Source organism: Neisseria subflava (assembly GCF_024205745.1).
In the GTDB taxonomy this organism is placed as follows: domain Bacteria; phylum Pseudomonadota; class Gammaproteobacteria; order Burkholderiales; family Neisseriaceae; genus Neisseria; species Neisseria flavescens_B.
This window is the reverse complement of the sequence record NZ_CP073117.1, coordinates 94,642-113,205: the sequence shown is the minus strand read 5'-3', so window position 1 is coordinate 113,205 and position 18,564 is coordinate 94,642. Positions and strand designations below refer to the sequence as shown.

Genomic DNA, 18,564 nt, shown 5'->3' with positions numbered 1-18,564 from the left:
GTCTGAAAACGTTTCAGACGGCCTTTTATTGTGATGATTGTACTTCAAGCGACCAGCTGGGGGAAAATAGATTTTAAGCCGGCAACAATAATCTCTACGGAAATGGCGGCCAGCATCATGCCCATGATGCGGTTGAGGATGGTCAGGCCGGTATTGCCCAAGCGTTTGCTGATGCGTCCGGCCACGACCAGAATGAAATAGCAAATCAGGCTGACCAAAAAGCCGGCGATGATAATCAGGGCAATATCGCTGTAATTCTTGGCGGCAGAGGAGTAAATGATGACAGTGGAGATACCGCCGGGGCCGATGGTAATCGGAATGGCAATGGGTACGACGGCAATGGCTTTTTCATTGCGGTGGACTTGTTGCGCACTTTGATGCTCTTCTGAATGGGGATCAATTTTGGGTTTGGCAGGATTGTCGTTGCCGTTCATTAAGGAGATGGCAATCAGCAAAACCAGAATACCGCCGCCGACTTGGAAAGAACCGACGCTGATACCGAGTACTTTCAATAAGATACCGCCGCCCAGTGCAAAGACGATGATTACGATGAAAACGGCCAATGCGGCAGTACGCGCGATTCTGCGCTTTTCTTTGGTGCTGTGGTTTTGTGTCAGATCAAGATAAATTGAGAGCGCGCTGAAAGGATTAATCAGCACGAGAAATGCCACCAGCAGCTTGCCGATTTCTACACCCAGTTCCATATTATTCCTCGCTTTCAGTTAGGTCATCGTTATCCGCATTACGGCGGCGGTTTTTGTGTTCGTTGGCAATACCCATCAGCAGGGCGAGCACCACCATGATGGAAAGCGTAGCCGTACCGCCGTAGCTGACCAAGGGGAGGGGGACACCGACGACGGGTAAAATGCCGCTGACCATACCCATGTTTACAAAGGCGTAGCAGAAAAAGGTCATGGTCAATGCGCCTGCCAAAGTACGACTGTAAAGGGATTGCGCTTGCGCAGCAATCCACAATCCGCGTGCCAGAATGATAAGGTAAACCAGCAGTAAAAGGATATTGCCAATCAGACCGAACTCTTCGCCGAATACTGCGAAAATAAAGTCAGTCGTTGCTTCGGGAATATAGTCCAAATGGGTTTGCGTACCGTTGAGCCAGCCTTTACCCCATACGCCGCCTGAGCCGATGGCAATCATGGATTGGATGATGTGGTAGCCTGCACCTAACGGATCTTTGGTTGGGTCGAGCAGGGTGAGGACGCGGGTTTTCTGATAGTCGTGCATGCCGTAGTTCCACAAGAGCGGCAAGGCGGCCACAAAGGCAATAATAGCAGCAAAAATGGCCTTCCAAGGCAGTCCGGCAAAGAAGATGACAAAAATACCCGAAGCCATAATCAGTGCTGCCGTACCGAGGTCGGGCTGCTTCAAAATCAGGGCGACAGGAACAAGAATCAGCACGAGGGCGACAATATAATGTATCCATTTCAGACGGCCTTCATAGCGTTGAAAATACCACGCGACGGTCATGGGAATACCGATTTTCATGATTTCGGAGGGTTGGATACGGGTGAAGCCGAGATTCAGCCAACGGGTCGAGCCGTTGACGGTAACGCCGGCGACTTCAACGCCAATCAGCAGTAATACGCCGACAATGTAAACAGGCAGGGCGACTTTGGCAGCCGTTTGAGGCTTGAATACGGCAATAATCCATAAAAGGGCAAAGCCCAAAACGGTATGAATGGTTTTGTTTTCCAATTGTCCGAACTCTTGCCCGTCTGCAGAATAGAGCAGGAACAGGCTCATGATGTAGATGGCGAGCATGGCAAAAAACAGCCAAGGGTCAATCGGGGCTGTAATGGTGGATTTGAAATTTTTCCACGCTGATGTGTTATTCATGATGAACCTCCGGCTGTGAGGCAGGGCTTGTCGGAGTCAGTCCGTAGGCAGATTGGAAAATGCTGGTAATAGGTTGATGCTTGTTCGTTGTTTCAGTTTTGGCCGAATCTGACTCAAGGCCGTCTGAAAACTGTTGCGGCTTGACGTGAAGCATATAAAAATCAGTCATTTCACGAGCCAATGGCGCGGCATACGCACCCCAACCGCCGTTTTCCAAAATAACGGCAATGGCGATTTCAGGTTTTTCCAATGGCGCAAATGAAATAAACCATGCGTGGTCGCGGTGTTGTTCGCGCAGAGCTGCGGCGTTGTAGCGACCGCCCTGTTTGATTTGTACGACCTGGGCCGTACCGGTTTTACCGCCCATCGTATAAGCAAGTCCGCCTCCGATACGGTGTGCCGTACCGCCCGGTTTCAATACCTTTTCCATTGCGCGTTTAACGTATTCGAAGTTGTCTACTTTGAACGGAATTTGACGCTCGGGATTAGGGTTGATTCGGGTAATTTTGCGTGCGCCAAAATCTAATACTTCTTTGACTAAATGCGGCTGATAAACGACACCGTTATTGGCCAGAGATGCTGTCGCATGAGCCATTTGCAAAGGTGTGTAAGCGTTGTAGCCTTGTCCGATGCTGACAGAAACCATTTCGCCGGCGCGCCATTCTTTGGCGGTAGGGTCGGAAGATTTGGCAAAACGTTTGGCTTTCCATTCGCGGCTAGGCAAAACGCCTGCGTATTCGCTGGGCAGGTCAATGCCGGTTTTTTGTCCGAAACCGAATTGTGCCAGATACGGAGAGGCTTTATCGATACCCATTTCGTAACCTAAGCGGTAGAAGAAGGTATCTGAAGATACTTGGATGGCTTTGCTCAAGTTGGCCGAGCCGTGGCCGCTGCGGACTGAGTCGCGGAAAATATGGCGGCTGCCGGGTATGCTCCATGCGCCGGGAGCGGGGATGATGGTGTTTTGAGTGATTTTGCCGCTTTCCAATAAGGCCATGCCCATAAAGGGTTTGAATGTAGAACCAGGCGGATAAAGGCCTTGGGTAACGCGGTTGATCAAAGGCTTTTTCCAGTCGTTATTCAGCATTTTCCAAGTATCGCTGTCGATGCCGTCAATAAAGAGGTTGGGATCGAAAGAAGGTTTGGAAACAAAAGCCAAAACAGTACCGTCTTGTGGATTAATGGCCACCAATGCGCCACGGCGGTCGCCCAAAATGCGGTCGGCTTCCTGCTGCATACGAATATCCATACCCAGGCGCAAGGTTTGCCCCATTTTGGACGGGACATTTTTCAATACGCGGACGATGTTGCCGTAAGCGTCTTTTTCGACTTCCTGATAGCCTGGAATACCATGAAGCTGGTGTTCGTAATATTTTTCCAAGCCGGATTTGCCGATATGCGTACTGCCGCGGTAGAGGGCGGTCAGGCCTTCTTCTTCCAGCATTTCTTTGTCTTTATCGCTAATACGGCCGATGTAGCCTAAGAAATGGGAAGTCAGTTTGCCGTAAGGATATTCGCGGAATGTGCGTGAATTGACCTCTACGCCTTTGAATTCGCGCAGATGTACGGACAAACGGGCGGCCTCTTCATCAGTCAGCCTAAGTTTGAGCGGGATATTTTCAAATTTTCGATAGCTTTCGCGGTATTTTTTGAAGCGTTTTAAATCTGTCGGTGTGATATCGACATATTTTTTCAATGCTTCAATGACATCTTCCATCTTGCCTTCAATGCGGCTGGGAATAACTTCGAGCGAAAAGACTGGATAGTTTTTGGCCAAAGGAACGCCGTTGATATCGACGATTTCGCCGCGTACGGGCGGCGTTGGAATCAGGGTGATGCGGTTGCTCGATGCCTGACCGGAAAACTCGTTGTGTTGAGTCACTTGCAGGTAGAAGAACCGCGCCAGCAAAATGGAAAAGAAGATAACAATCAGGATAAACGCAACGAGCAGGCGCAATAAAGCATCGGCTTGTGCTGCCTGAGCGGAAGGTTTTTTGGTATGTTGACCACCGGAAAGACGGCGTGGAAGAATCGGTTTCATCTTTTCAGTGGGAGCGGTAAATACGGGTCACAATCAGCATCAACTGGCTGAGTATCGGCCAAAGCAGTGCGCCGACAAATGGGGCAACAAAGCCTTGCAAAGTGATGATCTGATGATTGAGGAACAAACGGACAACAGTTAAGACGGCCTGATTGAGAAGCAGTGCAGCCAATACAGCGGCCAATTGCATAATGTGGCCGTAAAGCATGATTTGACGGCGGCGGTTTAAGATGAAATAAGTCATCACGACGTAAGACAGGGCATGCAAGCCCAAAGTCGCGGCGGTTGCGGCATCGACAATCAGGCCGATGGCAAAGGCCAGTCCCATACCTGCACGTTGCGGCTGGTGCAATGTCCAATATAGCAACATCAGTGCCGTCATTTCAGGCAGCCAAAAGAATCCGTCAAAGGAAAACGGCATAAAGTCCAGTATCATCATCACAATGAGACTGGCCACCATGATGTGCAGCGGTACTGCACGGTAAGAATCGTCAAAATCGTTCATGAAATCAGCGTGGGGAAGAAGGGGCGGAAGAAAGTACCAAGACAAAACGGCTGTTGCGTAAAGCAGCCAAAGGCGTCAGTTGCGTATCGTAATAAGGTGTTCCCGATGCGCGGACAACCTTGCTGACGGTTGCTACGGGAATCCCTGCCGGATAAGTACCGTCCAAGCCTGAAGTCAGCAGGACATCGCCGGGTTTCAAGTCTGAACCGGTTGGGAAATAGCGCAAATCCAAACCGTTGCCATTGCCGTATGCCAAGTTGCGTTCGCCGGTACGGCTGACGGCTATGGGGACAATGCTTTGTCCGCTTGAGATCAGTTCAATTTCCGCGCTTTGTGTGTGGACTTGTGTCAACAGGCCAATCAAACCGCTTTGATCGATGACCGCATCGCCAACTTTCAAGCCATCTTGGCTGCCCTTGCCGATAATCAGTCTTTCGGAAAGCGGATCTTTACCATTGGAAATGACTTCCGCACCGATAACGTTGTGAATGCCTTTTTGTTGCAAACCGTACAGTTTTTTCAATTCGCGCAATTCATCGGTATTGACTTTATCCCGCTGCAAATCGATTTTCAGACGGCCATTTTCTTCCAAAAGCCGGCGGTTCTGTTCCAAGAGCTCAGATTTGGACTGGGAGAGGTCAGCAAAATATTGATAAAGTTGAACAGGTTGATTCGCCAGCCATTGAACAGGATAGAGCATGGGCATGACTGCCGCACGCACGGGCTGCATCAATGAAAAGCGGTAATCGGCCACCATCAGACCGGCAGCCAGAGCGATATAAACGACAAAACGAGGCAATAGCTTAGGGCCTTTTGCCTCGTCAAAGCGCAAAGAAGAGCGTTCCATAACCATCTACCTTATGGATTTTCCGTGAATACGGTATCCCATTTGCCGATATAGTCCAAAGCCTTACCGGCACCATAGGCAACGCAGTTCAGAGGTTGGTCGGCAATACCGACGGGCAGGCCGGTTGCATCGGCCAAGACAGTATCGATACCGTGCAGAAGCGCACCGCCGCCGGTCAGCATAATACCGCGGTCGGCAATGTCACCGGCCAATTCGGGCGGAGCCTGTTCCAAAGCCAGAAGGACGGCACGGATGATTTGATTTACTGTTTCACTCAATGCTTCACGGATTTCATTTGAAGTAACTGCCAAGGATTTAGGCGTACCTTCGGCCAAGTCGCGGCCTTTAATGCGCATGGCTGTTTCGGTTTCAAAGCCCGAGGCCGAGCCGATTTGTTTCTTCAATTCTTCGGCCGTAGCTTCGCCAATCAAGACACCGCGATGGCGGCGCAGGTAATGGATGATGCTTTTATCGAATTCATCGCCGGCTGCGCGGACAGAAGCAGAATAGGCCATACCGCCCAGTGAAAGAATACCAATTTCAGTCGTACCGCCACCAATATCGACAATCATCGAACCTGCCGCATCTTCAATCGGCAAGCCTGCGCCCAAAGCGGCAGCCATCGGTTCTTCAATCAAATGTACGCTTGCCGCGCCGGCAGCAAACGCAGAATCCAAAATCGCTTTACGTTCCACTTGGGTAGAGCCGCCCGGAACACAGATAACCACACGAGGCGGAACCAAAGATCGTCCTTCGGTGGCTTTTTTAATCAACATACCCAGCATACGCTCGGTAATCACAAAATCGGCAATTACACCGTCCCTCATCGGGCGGACGATTTCAATATTGCGCGGCGCGCGGCCCTGCATTTTTTTGGCTTCCGTGCCCACTGCCATAATTTTACTTTTATTGCCTGCGCCGGATTGAATCGCAACCATGGACGGCTCATCCAAAACAATCCCTTTGCCGCGTACAAAAATCAGCGTGTTGGCCGTGCCCAAATCGATGGCAATATCATTGGAGAGGAAACGAGATAAAAGACGAAACATTAGGATTCCTGAAATTCCGGCCCAGTCCGGATGCTTTAAGCAGTATTTAAAATAAGAAAAACAGGTACACGGTTTTAGACGGATAAATGCGCCCTTAAAAGGCCGTCTGAATCAAAACACCATGCCAACCTGTTTGGTTTTCGGTTATAATTCTTCGCTTCATAGAAGACGAAATGCAATGATACCCCAAACCCAAGAGGCATTGCTATCAGACAAGGATTTTTTATGGCTTTAAGCTTAAATGATGTGGAAAAAATCGCAAAACTCTCGCGCCTCACTTTAACGGACGAAGAAAAAAACAAAATGCTTGCCGAGTTGAACGACATTTTCGCCATGGTTGAAAACATGCAAAGCGTCAATACCGACGGCATCGAACCTATGGCGCATCCGCACGAAGCCGCTTTGCGCCTGCGCGAAGATAAAGTGACTGAAACCGATCACGCTGCCGAATATCAGGCTGTAGCCCCAGAAGTGCGCAACCGCCTGTATATCGTTCCTCAAGTGATTGAAGAGTAAGGTTTCAGACGGCCTTTGCTTATCAGCAAGCCCCTATTACAAGGCCGTCTGAAAGGATATTCTGTTCAGACGGCCCGATTTATTGATTTAAACGGATGTTTTCAATATCTGTTTTGAAAGCAAAAACTGTTTTATAGAAAGTACGGCACAATGACCGCTTACACGCTCAAACAAGCCAGCAGCCTGCTGCAATCCAAACAAATCTCCGCAGTCGAATTGGCGACCGAATATTTGACCGCTATTGCTGCGAAAAACCCTGCCATCAATGGCTATGTGACCATCGATCAAGATAAAACCCTTGCTGAGGCCAAAGCAGCCGATGCGCGTATCGCGGCCGGTAATGCAACGGCTTTGACCGGTGTGCCGGTTGCTTACAAAGATATTTTCTGCCAAACAGGTTGGCGCAGTGCATGCAGCTCCAAAATGTTGGATAACTTTGTTTCTCCTTATACTGCCACTGTGGTGCAAAACCTGTTGGATGCCGGCATGGTGACTCTTGGTCGTACCAATATGGACGAATTTGCCATGGGTTCGACCAATGAGACTTCGTTCTACGGCGCAACCAAAAACCCGTGGAACCTTGAACATGTTCCCGGCGGTTCGTCAGGCGGTTCGGCTGCTGTGATTGCGGCGCGTTTGGCGCCTGCTGCCTTGGGTTCGGATACCGGTGGTTCTATCCGTCAGCCTGCATCGCATTGCGGTATTACCGGCATCAAGCCGACTTACGGTACGGTTTCACGCTTCGGTATGGTTGCCTATGCTTCCAGCTTTGACCAAGCCGGTCCTATGGCGCAAACGGCCGAAGACTGTGCGATTTTGTTGAACGCTATGGCCAGCTTTGACGAGCGCGATTCCACCAGTTTGGAGCGTGACAAAGAAGACTACACTCGTGATTTGGACAAGCCGCTTAAAGGTTTGAAAATCGGTTTGCCTAAAGAGTATTTCGGCGAAGGCGCGGATGCCGATGTTCAGACGGCCTTGCAAAGCGTTATTGATTTGCTTAAAGCTCAAGGCGCGGAGACTGTTGAAGTTTCCCTGCCGCAAACATCATTATCGATTCCCGCTTATTACGTTCTCGCCTCTGCGGAAGCAAGTACTAACTTGTCCCGTTTCGACGGCGTACGTTATGGCCATCGTGCGGCGCAATTCGGCGATTTGGAAGAAATGTACAGCAACACCCGTGCCGAAGGTTTCGGCAGCGAGGTTAAGCGCCGTATCATGATCGGTACTTACGTATTGAGCCATGGTTACTACGATGCTTATTACCTGAAAGCGCAAAAACTGCGCCGTCTGGTTGCCAATGATTTTCAGACGGCCTTTGGTCAATGTGATTTCATTTTGGCGCCGACTGCGCCGACTGCCGCGCCGAAACTTGGCAGCGACATTCACGACCCTGTGCAAATGTACTTATCCGATATTTACACCATCGCCGTGAACCTTGCCGGTTTGCCTGCACTGACTCTGCCTGCCGGTTTCAGCGCAAACGGTCTGCCGATTGGTGTGCAATTTATCGGCAACTATTTCTCCGAGGCTAAAATTTTGGGCGCCGCACATCAAGTTCAACTGAACAGCGATTGGCACACTAAAGCGCCGGAATAATGTTTTAGGGCCTTGATGATTCAAGGCCGTCTGAAAATAAATCATATAAAAGCGCCTGAATGTATTGAGGTGCTGCATATTGTAGATATTTAAAAATTATGACAGCCACCGACTTCATTCAAATCATTGGTACAGCCGCGTTTGCCATTTCCGGCTATTTGGTCGGCTACAACAAGCGGTTGGATGTACTCGGTGTCGTCATTACTGCGTTACTGACGGCTGTCGGTGGCGGCATGATACGCGATGGTTTGGTCGGCCGGATTCCGCAAGTGTTTTTGCAAACCGATGCGTTGATTGTTGTGTTTGCCACGCTTGCTATCGCATGGTTGATAAGGGTGCAACGTTATCGCAGCACCTATTTGGCTGCTGCTTTTATTATTGCCGATGCCATTGGTTTGGCAGCGTTCAGCATTACCGGCGCACAAATCGGTATGGCTTTGCAGCTTAATCTGTTCGGCGTTATTTCTTTGGCTTTTGTGACTGCCGTTGGTGGCGGTATTGCGCGCGATATTTTGGTCAATGATGTGCCGATGATTTTGCGTACCGACCTTTACGGCAGTGTGGCCATTTTGATTGGAGGGCTGATTTATCTGCTTGGGCATTTGGGCTGGATTAATATTTTTACGTTAAACCTGCTCTTTGCTGGCGGATTGTTGTTTCGCCTGACTGCATACCGTTTCCATTGGCAATTGCCCGGTTTCCAACGCCGCAGGAAATAAACTTATCTTACAGACGGCCTGTTATGGTTTTTATTCAGGCCGTCTGAAAAACGAATCACTCATTTAACCGATTAACTTTTTTTCGACAGAAAGACCCTTATGACTTGGGAAACCGTAATCGGACTGGAAATCCACGTCCAACTCAACACCCAATCCAAAATCTTCAGCGGCGCATCCACTGCATTCGGTGCCGAACCTAATGCCCACGCCAGCGTGGTTGAGTGTGCGTTGCCGGGCGTATTGCCGGTAATGAACCGCGAAGTCGTCGAAAAAGCCATCAAACTCGGTTTGGCTTTGGATGCGAAAATCAATCAGAAAAACGTGTTCGACCGTAAAAACTATTTTTATCCTGATTTGCCAAAAGGCTATCAAATCAGTCAGTTGGATTTGCCGATTGTGGAACATGGCAAACTGGAAATCGTAGTGGGCGATGAGGTTAAAACCATCAATGTTACCCGTGCGCACATGGAAGAAGATGCGGGTAAATCCGTACATGAAGGTTTGAACGGTGCAACCGGTATCGACTTGAACCGTGCCGGTACGCCTTTGTTGGAAGTTGTCTCCGAGCCTGAAATGCGTTCCGCAGCCGAAGCCGTGGCATACGCTAAAGCGTTGCACGGTTTGGTAACTTGGCTGGATATTTGCGACGGTAATATGGCGGAAGGCTCGTTCCGTGTCGATGCCAACGTTTCTGTACGTCCAAAAGGTCAGGCAGAGTTCGGTACACGCCGTGAAATCAAAAACCTCAACTCTTTCCGCTTCTTGGAGCAAGCCATCAATTATGAAGTGGAAGCGCAAATTGAAATCTTGGAAGACGGCGGTAAAGTACAGCAGGCAACCATGCTGTTTGACCCTGAAAAAGGCGAAACCCGCGTGATGCGTTTGAAAGAAGATGCACACGATTACCGCTATTTCCCGGATCCAGATTTGCTGCCGGTCATTATTTCAGACGGCCAGTTGCAAAAAGCCAAGGACGAAATGCCTGAATTGCCGCATGAAATGGCGGCGCGTTTTGTTGCTGATTACGGCGTGTCTGACTATGATGCACGTCTATTGACTGCCAGCCGCGCTCAAGCCGCCTATTTTGAAGAAGCGGCCAAAGCCTGTGGCCAAGGTAAATTGACGGCAAACTGGATGAACGGCGAGCTTGCCGCTACCTTGAACAAAGAAGGTTTGGAACTGACTGAAAGCCCGATTACAGCTCCACGTCTTGCTGAGTTGGTTGCTAAAGTTGCAGATGGAACATTAAGCAGCAAACTGGCGAAAAAAGCTTTTGAAGCAATGTGGGCAGAGCCTGAAGCAGGTATTGCTGAGATCATCGAGAAACATGGTTTGCAACAAATTACTGACACTGGTGCAATTGAAGCGATGGTAGATGAAGTGTTGGCAAACAATGCGAAAGCCATTGAGCAATTTCGTTCCGGTAATGAGAAAGCCCTGAATGCGATTGTCGGCCAAGTGATGAAAGCAAGTAAAGGCAAGGCCAATCCGGCTCAAGTTCAAGAGCTGATTAAAGCCAAATTAGCTTGATAGATAGGGCAGGCCGTCTGAAAACAGGGTTTAAATGTTTTTCAGACGGCCTTTATTTTTAATTCTAAAATTATTCTAAATACCATGACACATACTATTACCTTATCAGATCAAATCACATTTACGGCAAACGAGGATGAAACCGTTCTTGCTGCCGCGACCCGTCAGAATTTAAATCTACCTCATTCTTGTAAAAGTGGCGCTTGCGGACAATGTAAAGCCGAGTTGATGAGTGGCGAATTTGAAATGGGCGATCATATCGATAAAGCCATCAGCGCAGAAGAAAAAGCGCAGGGTAAAGTGCTATTGTGCTGTACTACTGCGAAGAGCGATCTGAAAATCAATGTGCCGGGGTTTAATCCGAATGCTTTGCCGGTGCGCACTTTGCCTGTACGCATCGAAACGATTGAAATCAAACATGATGTTGCTTTGTTAAGATTAGCTTTGCCTAAAGCGCCGTCATTTGCATTTTATGCCGGGCAATATATTGATTTGCTGCTTCCCGGTAATATCAGCCGCAGCTATTCAATCGCCAATTCACCTGACCAAGAAGGCGTTTTGGAGTTGCATATTCGTAAACGTGAAAATGGCGTATGTTCGGAAATGATTTTTGGTGCAGAGCCTAAAATCAAAGAAAAAGGCATTGTCCGCGTTAAAGGCCCATTGGGTACGTTTACTTTGCAAGAGGACAGCAGTAAACCGATTATTTTGTTGGCAACGGGTACAGGTTACGCACCTATCCGCAGTATTTTGCTTGATTTGATTCATCAGAATAGTGAGCGTCAGGTTCATTTTTACTGGGGAGCACGTCGGCAGGAGGATTTGTACGCATTGGAAGAAGCAGAAGCATTAATAGGCCGTCTGAAAAATGCAAAATTCTCGCCTGTTCTTTCTAAGCCTGATTCCGATTGGAAAGGGGAGAATGGATACGTGCAAAACGTTGCCGCACAAAATTATTCTGATTTAAGCCAATATGAAGTTTATGCTTGCGGGTCACCGGCCATGACCGAGAGTGCGCAAAGTTTACTGACTCAAAAATGTGCTTTATCGGAAGATGCCTTCTTCTGTGATGCTTTTTCACCGGCATAATGCAAGCGGTAATTGTATTGACGGCTTTGGTCATCACGGCCTGCAGCTCTACAACCGCGCCCTCGGCTACGGAAATTAAGGTTGTCGAAAAGGTGGTCATGCCGACACCGCCTGCCGCGCTGATGGTCGCGCCGGTACGCCCGAATCCACCGAAAGACGGCAAGACGGCAACGCTGCTCGAACACGCCGCTGAGTTTGGCGGCTATGTTGCTGAGCTGGAAAACCAAAACGCAGCGTGGCGCGATTGGGCGGGCAATCACTCCCGCAAAGTCGGCGACTGACAAAAAAGCCCGCGTAGGGCGCGGGCTGAGGGTGAAAGCGGATTTTATACCTCTTTTACAGGGGTAGCGGCGGTAGTGCTTTTCAGCAAATCGACTGCGTGCTGGCAGTTTTGCTTGCTGGTGTAGCCTTGGCCCTGAGCGATGATTTCATGGTTGGCTGCTTTCAAATGCCAACGGTATTCGCCTTTTGCGTCTTTATAGATTTCAAAATACATAAGGTTTCTCCTATGAATGAGTACACGTTTTCTTACCGCTTTGACGGCAAGTCCTGGTCATTGAGCATTTGGGCGGACAGCCCTGAAGAAGCCCGGGCAAAATTTCGGGCTGCACGGGAAAATGCGCAGTATGACGGCGAAGTTGTAACAAAGATTTAGACATTTGTAAATATTTCGTGGGTTAAGAAGTTGTACAGACGGATAAAATATTTGATGGGTATCAAAGAATGACCTACCGTGAATTAGTTGAACGTCAGTTGGCTGTGCGCCATGCCGATTTGGAATTGGGCTTAAGCCGCTCCCGCGAACAAGAGCCGTTTGTCATTCATGTTTCTAATCTGCTGGATAAGGCAGGGTTTGAATATACGGTACGGATGAATAAGGATTTTCAACGGAAAATAAAAAGGAAATCGAAAATGTCCTTACTTAAGACCGTAAAAATGATGCTGTGAAATAGAAGATAGATTTGAATTCAAGTAGTAAGCATTGAGCTTGAAGAGAAATCAAACTTTGAAAGAGTGTACATTATGTACACTCTTCTGATTTTTTGAGTTGGCATTTTTAAATACGCAGTGCGTTGCGTGTCCATAAAATCTTGGTGTGGATTGGGTTGTCTAGGGCAGCCCTTAAATGTAAATCACTATGAAGTCAAACTAATCAAAACCATACTTTTCAATATTTTAGAGACGTTATCAAGTTTTGAGTCAATTCACGCTTTTATTTGTGGCACAATAATTTTCATCTAATTTTTCCCTATACAATTTTTCCTGTAAACGGCGCAGGCCGTTTCAACTCAACTCAACTTTATCAGGAACCATGACCATGAGAAACATCAAACTAACCTTAGCCATATTTTTCGGCGGCATATTCGCTTTATGGCTACTTGCTACATCATTTCCAGACCAGTGGGGAGTATATCCCGTACGTAATTTATTGCTGCAACTCACAGGCGCTATCAGCATATTGGCCATGAGTACCTGTCTGATACTCGCTGTACGCCCCAAAATATTGGAAACCCCGCTCGGAGGGCTGGACAAAATGTATCGCCTGCACAAATGGTTCGGCATCGTCGCCCTTTCAGGCAGCATCCTCCACTGGGCTACCAAGCAATTCCCCAAATGGCTGGTCGCGCTCGGTCTGTTTGACGGCAAAAAGCCGCCACGCCCGCTGATGCAGGAAATATTGACGTTAAAAGATTGGCTGGCTACCCAACGCCACCTTGCCGAAGAAATCGGCGAAATCGCCTTTTATGTCGCTATTGTTCTGCTTGTCGCCGCCCTCATCAAACGCATACCCTACCGCTGGTTTGCCAAATTCCACATCCTGGTCGTACCCGTTTATCTCGCGCTCGTGTGGCACACCATCGTACTGGTAAACTTTTCCTACTGGTCGCAACCGCTGGGCTGGCTGATCATCGCCGCCTTAGGTGCAGGCATCGCCTGTTCGCTGATTGCCCTGTTCAAGCGCATCGGTAATCCGCAAAACGCTACCGTCTCCGCCCTGAATCAAAACGGCAAACTGCTCTCTCTGACTCTGAATGCCCCGAAATGGCAAGGACACTGTGCAGGACAATTCCTCTTTTTACGCACACACGGAGAAAGCCACCCCTTCACCATCGCTTCAGACTGGCAGCCTGATAACCAAGAGCTCACGCTCGTTATCAAAGATTTGGGCGACTACACACACCGCCTGCCACAACGCCTGAACATTGGCGACACCGTTCAAATCGATGGTGCATACGGACGTTTTGACTTTTCTGATAAGCAAGCGCAAATTTGGGTCAGCAACGGCATTGGTTTTACCCCATTTCTTGCATGCCTTAATGAACTGGCGAAACAGCCAATTACCCAGTCGATAGACTGGTTCCATGCTGATAGAAATCTGTCTGCCGACACGCTTGCCCATTGGCAACAGTTAGCGCAACAAGCCAACGTGAATTTCCACTATATCCCTTCGGAAGCCCAAAGGCTCACCGCCGAACATATCGGACAGACTGTCCGCGACAGCGCCAACCGCAGCCTGTGGCTATGTGGCAGCAGCAGCTTCACGCGCAGTATTTCAGATAACCTGAAAACAAGGTCGCAACATTTGGAGTTCTTTGAATTCCGCTAAACATCCATAGATGTAGGATAGCTTGAGAGCGTAGTCTTAACCTAGTGCAAATAAAAACAGTCTAAGCCTTCAAAATGAAGCTGCGGACTGTTTTTTTGTTTTTCAGATGACCTTTAGCACTTAAAGAGGTTTCAGTCTGATAATGCAGCCTTAATAGTATGAAAAGAAAAGTAGTCCGCACCTTCATTTTGAAGGTGTAGGCTATTTTTTAATTTTCTGGTCATCCTTACAGTAGAGTCCTTACAAAATTCCTTAAATGTTTAGATAGGACTTTAAGGGGAGGTGTAAAAAGCTATGGCCGTCTGAAATATTTCAGACGGCCATATATTCACAAGGATAGAACAGGGGAGTATTAGCTACCGATCAGTTTCAAACGTTGACCAGGAGTCACAGTACGGGTATTGCGGTTCCAACGGCGGATATCATTGACATCAACATTGAAACGGTTGGCGATGGTGTTTAAAGTATCGCCTTTGCGTACAGTGTAGGAAACGTTTTGAATCGGGTTGCTGCGGACTTTTGCCGGAGCAGCTGTTACACGGAGGATTTGGCCTTTTTTGATATTGTTGCCTTTGATGTTGTTGGCAATAATCAAATCAGCTACGCTCAGGTTGTAACGTTTGGAAATGTTAAATAACGTATCGCCATCTTCCACACGGTGTGTACCTGCTGCAAGTGCTGCAGTTTGTGTGTTTTGTTGACCGCTTACACGGGCAAGACGTGCATTGATGCGGCTTTGCTGTTTAGCGGTATTGGCTGCAATACGTGCGGCACGAGCGCTTTCAGCAGTCACAACAGTTTGAACTTGTTTAGCTTCAGGAATCGCTTCAGCAACAGTTGCTGTAGGTTCATCTGCAGGTCGGCTTTGTACTAAGGCCATCAGGTCATCATGCTCTTCTTGAACCGGAGCAGCAGCAACAGATTCAACTGCAGGAGTAGGGGCTACATCGTTTGCGGCAACGATTGGTGCAGTCAGGTCGGCAGGGATAGCTACTTTAGGTGCTTCTGCAACATTCGTAGCAGCAGGCTCAGCAGTGGTATGGATCATGGCTACAATAGGGGCGGCTACTTCCGCATTTGCAACTTGAGGCTGCACCTTGGTTTCTGTTACCGCTACTGAAGTAACGTTTTCAGCTTTGCTGCGTTCAATAAAGTCAACCGGTTTGCTGGACTGTGGAACAACAGGTACAACAATATTGGTCACGGTAGTTTGAGCGACTTTAACCGGTTCTGCTACGTTGGAAGCAATAATCGGAGACATAGCCGGCATATTGGATTGGTAAGTATCCGGCGTATTGTCTTTGTCAATAAAGTTAATAATGTCTTGACTTTGGGTGGCTGAGTTTTTAGCCACCAAAATGCTGCGGCCTTCAGAAATAGCGCTGCCGCTCAGGCCGTTGAGGCGTTTGAGTTCGGCTACGCTCATGCCGGTATCGTTGGCGATGGCATTAAGCTTTTTGTTGCCCAAAGAAGTATAAATATCCCAAGACATCAGGGTATCTGGATTAGCATTGCGGTAGTTCTTCTCAAATGCGGAAACCGCAGAAACCGGTAACAACAGGCGACGGTTGTTTTTAGGGATAAATACCGGGGCATTGAAACCTGGGTTGAGTGCCAACAGTTCGCTTTCGCTGATGTTTGCAAAGCGAGCGATTGTGCTGTTATCAATAGGTTTGTCGATGCTGACGGATTTGAAATACGGCTGATTGCTGATTTCGCTGATATTCATGCCGAAAGTTTGCGGATTGGCAACGATATTGCGGACAGCCAAAAGTTTGGGAACGTAGTTGCGTGTTTCGTTCGGCATACGCAGGTTTTCGTATGTCGGCTCCAAACCTTGCGCACGGGCGCGGTTTACGGCGCGGCCGACGTTACCTTCGCCCCAGTTGTAGGCGGCAAGTGCCAACGACCAGTCGCCGAACATACCATGCAGATATTGTAGGTAGTTCAATGCGGCATCGGTAGCGGCGTAAACATCGTGGCGGCCGTCATACAAAGGCGTTTTTTCCAAGCCGAAGTGGCGGCCGGTAGCCGGCATAAATTGCCACAGGCCGGATGCGCCGACATGAGATTTGGCTTTGGTTACGAATGCGCTTTCAATGAAAGGCAGTAAAGCGATTTCAGCAGGCATATTGCGTTTTTTAACTTCATTGGCAATATGGTACATATAAGGTTTGCTGCGGGAGATAGTGCGGTCGAAATATGCACTGTTTGCAGCAAATTTGTTTTCATGGCGGCGAACCAGTTCTGTGTTGACTTCGTTGATGCGGAAGTCTTTACGCAATGATGCCCACAAGCTGCCAGAGCCGAAGGTTTGTGCTTTGGCTTGGTCGAGCAGGGAGGAGTTGAGGCGCATCATGGCCATGCCGACTTGGTTGGGCGTAGCGTTTTGCGCGTAGGCTGTGGCGGAAACTGCCGACAGGCTTGAAACGGTCAGAGCGATGGTTTTTAGTTTTGCCATAGTAAATAGAGTTATCAAATATATAATAAAATTTCGTCTTTTCGATGGTATCGTCTCAGCATTCAAACGTCAAGTCGAGCAGGGAATTTGCTTGTATGATGTGGTCGTGGTGTTAAAATTCTGTCACATAAGTCGGGACGCATAGGGGAGCATTTAATGGAAACTTTTTTTATGCAAACGCCAATGGGACAATATCTTGCTCAAAAAGAGGCGGATTTTTTCAGACGGCATTTGCAATATTTGAATGGTCAAGTGGCGGTTCAATTAGGCGGTATATGGCAGAGGCCGTCTGAAAATATGATTGTGGTGCCGCGCGATGTGCGGATGGATGCTGAAATATTGGCATTTGAAACGCATTCCTTGGATGTGTTATTGATGCCCCATCTTTTGGAAATTTCATCTGCGGATTTGGTGTTGCAAGAAGCATTTAGGATATTAAAACCTGAGGGCAGGTTGATTTTGACGGGGTTTAACCCTAAATCTTTGTGGGGATTGAGCTCGTGGTTTGACGGCAAAAGATTGCCTATGAAATCTCAATGCTTGGCACTGGCTGAGTTGAAACGAAGAATTGCGGATATTGGTTTTGAAATGGAATATGGGCAATTTATGGATTATCTGCCAGCGGTAAATTCGCCATCTGCTTTGAAGTTCTGGCGGTTTATGGAAAAGGCCGGGGATAGGTGGTGGCCTCAGTGTGCAGCGGTGTATGGTGTAGTTTTGACGAAACATCTGATTGGTGTTCATCCTTTGCCTGAATTGGAATCTGCATTCGATGGCAATACGGTTGCTTTAAGTACAGCACGTTTGGCCGAATAGTTTTCAGACGGCCTATATATAATGATGAATTTGGAGAATAATGATGCCTGAATTACCTGAAGTGGAAACGACTTTACGCGGAATCGCGCCACATATTGATAGCAAGAAGATAGAAAAAGTCATTATTCGCCAGTTTAAATTGAGATGGCCTATTCATCCAGACTTGGCGCAAATTTTGGCCGGGCGCAAGGTTTTGGCATGTAACCGTCGTGCGAAGTATTTGATTATTACTTTTGAAACGGGTATTTTACTTATTCATTTGGGTATGTCCGGCAGTTTGAGGATTTTTATCGCCGATGATGAGCGTATCACCACGCCGGATAAACATGATCATTTAGATTTTGTATTTGATGACGGTACCGTATTGCGTTATCACGATCCGCGTAAATTTGGTGCGGTATTGTGGTATGAGGGTATTGCCGAACATCATCCGCTGTTGGAAAAGTTGGGGCCGGAGCCGCTCTCGGGTGATTTTGATGCAAATTACCTGTATCAGAAATTGAAAACCCAAAAGCGTGCAGTCAAATTAGCGCTGATGGATAATGCGGTGGTGGTTGGCGTCGGCAATATTTATGCGAATGAAAGCCTGTTTAAGGCAGGTATTTCGCCATTGCGCCCGGCAAATAAGCTGACTAAGAAAGAATGCGCATTATTGGTGGAAACCGTTAAAGCGGTTCTGCAAAGGGCGATTAAAACCGGCGGCAGTACGCTGCGAGACTTCGTTAATAGCGATGGAAAAAGCGGCTACTTTCAGCAGGAATATACGGTCTATGGCCGCCACAATGAGCCTTGTGTCCAATGTGGCGGGTTGATTTTTAAAGAAACTTTGGGGCAGCGTGGAACATTTTATTGTCCAAATTGCCAGAAATAGTTTCAGACGGCCTTAAATGTCAGAGGCCGTCTGAAAATAATGAACACAATACAGAAGAA

The 18,564-nt window shown here is 48.2% G+C and carries 18 protein-coding genes and 1 pseudogene; 11 read left to right on the top strand and 8 right to left on the bottom strand.

Annotated features, from left to right (window positions below):
* Positions 1 to 44: 44 nt before the first annotated feature.
* The 6 genes from KCG55_RS00565 to KCG55_RS00540 are packed head-to-tail and all read right to left on the bottom strand — an operon-like array spanning position 45 to position 6,296.
* Entirely contained in the window at positions 45 to 704 is a 660-nt protein-coding gene (locus KCG55_RS00565; RefSeq protein WP_254323078.1) for a MarC family protein, read from the bottom strand.
* A gap of 1 nt (position 705) precedes the next feature.
* The gene (gene rodA / locus KCG55_RS00560; RefSeq protein ID WP_254323077.1) at positions 706 to 1,854 is read right to left on the bottom strand and encodes a rod shape-determining protein RodA; all 1,149 of its coding nucleotides are present in this window, start codon (positions 1,852 to 1,854) and stop codon (positions 706 to 708) included.
* Positions 1,847 to 3,895, bottom strand: a complete 2,049-nt coding sequence (mrdA, locus tag KCG55_RS00555; RefSeq protein WP_254323076.1) for a penicillin-binding protein 2 — start codon at positions 3,893 to 3,895, stop codon at positions 1,847 to 1,849. Before mrdA ends, rodA begins: the two co-directional genes overlap by 8 nt.
* A 4-nt stretch (positions 3,896 to 3,899) precedes the next feature.
* Positions 3,900 to 4,400, bottom strand: a complete 501-nt coding sequence (gene mreD / locus KCG55_RS00550) for a rod shape-determining protein MreD (RefSeq protein WP_254323075.1) — start codon at positions 4,398 to 4,400, stop codon at positions 3,900 to 3,902.
* A gap of 4 nt (positions 4,401 to 4,404) precedes the next feature.
* On the bottom strand, positions 4,405 to 5,247 hold the full coding sequence (gene mreC, locus KCG55_RS00545) for a rod shape-determining protein MreC (RefSeq protein ID WP_254323074.1): 843 nt from the start codon (positions 5,245 to 5,247) through the stop codon (positions 4,405 to 4,407).
* Positions 5,248 to 5,258: 11 nt separating this feature from the next.
* The gene (locus tag KCG55_RS00540) at positions 5,259 to 6,296 is read right to left on the bottom strand and encodes a rod shape-determining protein (RefSeq protein WP_254323073.1); all 1,038 of its coding nucleotides are present in this window, start codon (positions 6,294 to 6,296) and stop codon (positions 5,259 to 5,261) included.
* Between the two features lie 225 nt (positions 6,297 to 6,521).
* Between KCG55_RS00540 and gatC the strand changes: the two genes are divergently transcribed.
* The 6 genes from gatC to KCG55_RS00510 all read left to right on the top strand — a co-directional run bounded on the left by gatC (position 6,522) and on the right by KCG55_RS00510 (position 12,030).
* Positions 6,522 to 6,812 carry an Asp-tRNA(Asn)/Glu-tRNA(Gln) amidotransferase subunit GatC gene (gene gatC / locus KCG55_RS00535; RefSeq protein WP_070646789.1) on the top strand — a complete coding sequence of 97 codons (291 nt, stop codon included), beginning with the start codon at positions 6,522 to 6,524 and terminating at the stop codon, positions 6,810 to 6,812.
* Positions 6,813 to 6,962: 150 nt separating this feature from the next.
* Positions 6,963 to 8,411, top strand: a complete 1,449-nt coding sequence (gene gatA / locus KCG55_RS00530) for an Asp-tRNA(Asn)/Glu-tRNA(Gln) amidotransferase subunit GatA (RefSeq protein ID WP_254323072.1) — start codon at positions 6,963 to 6,965, stop codon at positions 8,409 to 8,411.
* Between the two features lie 98 nt (positions 8,412 to 8,509).
* Positions 8,510 to 9,130: a trimeric intracellular cation channel family protein gene (locus KCG55_RS00525; protein ID WP_254323071.1), complete on the top strand. Its 621-nt coding sequence runs from the start codon at positions 8,510 to 8,512 to the stop codon at positions 9,128 to 9,130.
* A gap of 99 nt (positions 9,131 to 9,229) precedes the next feature.
* Positions 9,230 to 10,660 carry an Asp-tRNA(Asn)/Glu-tRNA(Gln) amidotransferase subunit GatB gene (gatB, locus tag KCG55_RS00520; protein ID WP_254323070.1) on the top strand — a complete coding sequence of 477 codons (1,431 nt, stop codon included), beginning with the start codon at positions 9,230 to 9,232 and terminating at the stop codon, positions 10,658 to 10,660.
* An 84-nt stretch (positions 10,661 to 10,744) separates the two neighbouring features.
* Positions 10,745 to 11,749: an FAD-binding oxidoreductase gene (locus KCG55_RS00515; RefSeq protein WP_254323069.1), complete on the top strand. Its 1,005-nt coding sequence runs from the start codon at positions 10,745 to 10,747 to the stop codon at positions 11,747 to 11,749.
* A 74-nt stretch (positions 11,750 to 11,823) separates the two neighbouring features.
* Positions 11,824 to 12,030, top strand: a complete 207-nt coding sequence (locus KCG55_RS00510) for a hypothetical protein (RefSeq protein WP_432761068.1) — start codon at positions 11,824 to 11,826, stop codon at positions 12,028 to 12,030.
* Positions 12,031 to 12,074: 44 nt separating this feature from the next.
* Here the strand turns inward: KCG55_RS00510 and KCG55_RS00505 are convergent, their stop codons facing one another.
* Positions 12,075 to 12,245 (bottom strand): YegP family protein, encoded by a 171-nt coding sequence (locus KCG55_RS00505; protein WP_049332664.1) that lies wholly within the window; start codon positions 12,243 to 12,245, stop codon positions 12,075 to 12,077.
* A gap of 12 nt (positions 12,246 to 12,257) precedes the next feature.
* On the opposite strand from KCG55_RS00505, the pseudogene KCG55_RS10610 reads away from it, so the two are divergent.
* From KCG55_RS10610 to KCG55_RS00495, 3 genes and pseudogenes are all read left to right on the top strand, one after another.
* Positions 12,258 to 12,476, top strand: a pseudogene (locus KCG55_RS10610) (hypothetical protein).
* A complete protein-coding gene (locus tag KCG55_RS00500) occupies positions 12,473 to 12,697 on the top strand; it encodes a hypothetical protein (protein WP_254323667.1) in 225 nt (74 codons plus the stop codon). Before KCG55_RS10610 ends, KCG55_RS00500 begins: the two are co-directional and overlap by 4 nt.
* 370 nt (positions 12,698 to 13,067) lie before the next feature.
* The gene (locus KCG55_RS00495) at positions 13,068 to 14,357 is read left to right on the top strand and encodes a ferredoxin reductase family protein (protein WP_254323067.1); all 1,290 of its coding nucleotides are present in this window, start codon (positions 13,068 to 13,070) and stop codon (positions 14,355 to 14,357) included.
* 352 nt (positions 14,358 to 14,709) lie between these two features.
* On the opposite strand, the gene KCG55_RS00490 is transcribed toward KCG55_RS00495, so the two are convergent.
* Complete coding sequence (locus KCG55_RS00490; RefSeq protein WP_254323066.1) at positions 14,710 to 16,818, bottom strand: LysM peptidoglycan-binding domain-containing protein; 2,109 nt, start codon at positions 16,816 to 16,818, stop codon at positions 14,710 to 14,712.
* 156 nt (positions 16,819 to 16,974) lie between these two features.
* Between KCG55_RS00490 and KCG55_RS00485 the strand changes: the two genes are divergently transcribed.
* Both KCG55_RS00485 and mutM read left to right on the top strand, forming a co-directional pair.
* Entirely contained in the window at positions 16,975 to 17,634 is a 660-nt protein-coding gene (locus KCG55_RS00485) for a class I SAM-dependent methyltransferase (RefSeq protein ID WP_254323065.1), read from the top strand.
* Between the two features lie 43 nt (positions 17,635 to 17,677).
* Complete coding sequence (gene mutM / locus KCG55_RS00480) at positions 17,678 to 18,505, top strand: bifunctional DNA-formamidopyrimidine glycosylase/DNA-(apurinic or apyrimidinic site) lyase (RefSeq protein WP_254323610.1); 828 nt, start codon at positions 17,678 to 17,680, stop codon at positions 18,503 to 18,505.
* The last annotated feature ends 59 nt before the right edge of the window (positions 18,506 to 18,564 follow it).

Bases quoted from the DNA above. Each gene is read 5' to 3' on its own strand.
- KCG55_RS00565 (WP_254323078.1), bottom strand. From the start codon at position 704: ATGGAACTGGGTGTAGAAATCGGCAAGCTGCTGGTGGCATTTCTCGTG.
- rodA (WP_254323077.1), bottom strand. From the start codon at position 1,854: ATGAATAACACATCAGCGTGGAAAAATTTCAAATCCACCATTACAGCC.
- mrdA (WP_254323076.1), bottom strand. From the start codon at position 3,895: ATGAAACCGATTCTTCCACGCCGTCTTTCCGGTGGTCAACATACCAAA.
- mreD (WP_254323075.1), bottom strand. From the start codon at position 4,400: ATGAACGATTTTGACGATTCTTACCGTGCAGTACCGCTGCACATCATG.
- mreC (WP_254323074.1), bottom strand. From the start codon at position 5,247: ATGGAACGCTCTTCTTTGCGCTTTGACGAGGCAAAAGGCCCTAAGCTA.
- KCG55_RS00540 (WP_254323073.1), bottom strand. From the start codon at position 6,296: ATGTTTCGTCTTTTATCTCGTTTCCTCTCCAATGATATTGCCATCGAT.
- gatC (WP_070646789.1), top strand. From the start codon at position 6,522: ATGGCTTTAAGCTTAAATGATGTGGAAAAAATCGCAAAACTCTCGCGC.
- gatA (WP_254323072.1), top strand. From the start codon at position 6,963: ATGACCGCTTACACGCTCAAACAAGCCAGCAGCCTGCTGCAATCCAAA.
- KCG55_RS00525 (WP_254323071.1), top strand. From the start codon at position 8,510: ATGACAGCCACCGACTTCATTCAAATCATTGGTACAGCCGCGTTTGCC.
- gatB (WP_254323070.1), top strand. From the start codon at position 9,230: ATGACTTGGGAAACCGTAATCGGACTGGAAATCCACGTCCAACTCAAC.
- KCG55_RS00515 (WP_254323069.1), top strand. From the start codon at position 10,745: ATGACACATACTATTACCTTATCAGATCAAATCACATTTACGGCAAAC.
- KCG55_RS00505 (WP_049332664.1), bottom strand. From the start codon at position 12,245: ATGTATTTTGAAATCTATAAAGACGCAAAAGGCGAATACCGTTGGCAT.
- KCG55_RS00500 (WP_254323667.1), top strand. From the start codon at position 12,473: ATGACCTACCGTGAATTAGTTGAACGTCAGTTGGCTGTGCGCCATGCC.
- KCG55_RS00495 (WP_254323067.1), top strand. From the start codon at position 13,068: ATGAGAAACATCAAACTAACCTTAGCCATATTTTTCGGCGGCATATTC.
- KCG55_RS00490 (WP_254323066.1), bottom strand. From the start codon at position 16,818: ATGGCAAAACTAAAAACCATCGCTCTGACCGTTTCAAGCCTGTCGGCA.
- KCG55_RS00485 (WP_254323065.1), top strand. From the start codon at position 16,975: ATGGAAACTTTTTTTATGCAAACGCCAATGGGACAATATCTTGCTCAA.
- mutM (WP_254323610.1), top strand. From the start codon at position 17,678: ATGCCTGAATTACCTGAAGTGGAAACGACTTTACGCGGAATCGCGCCA.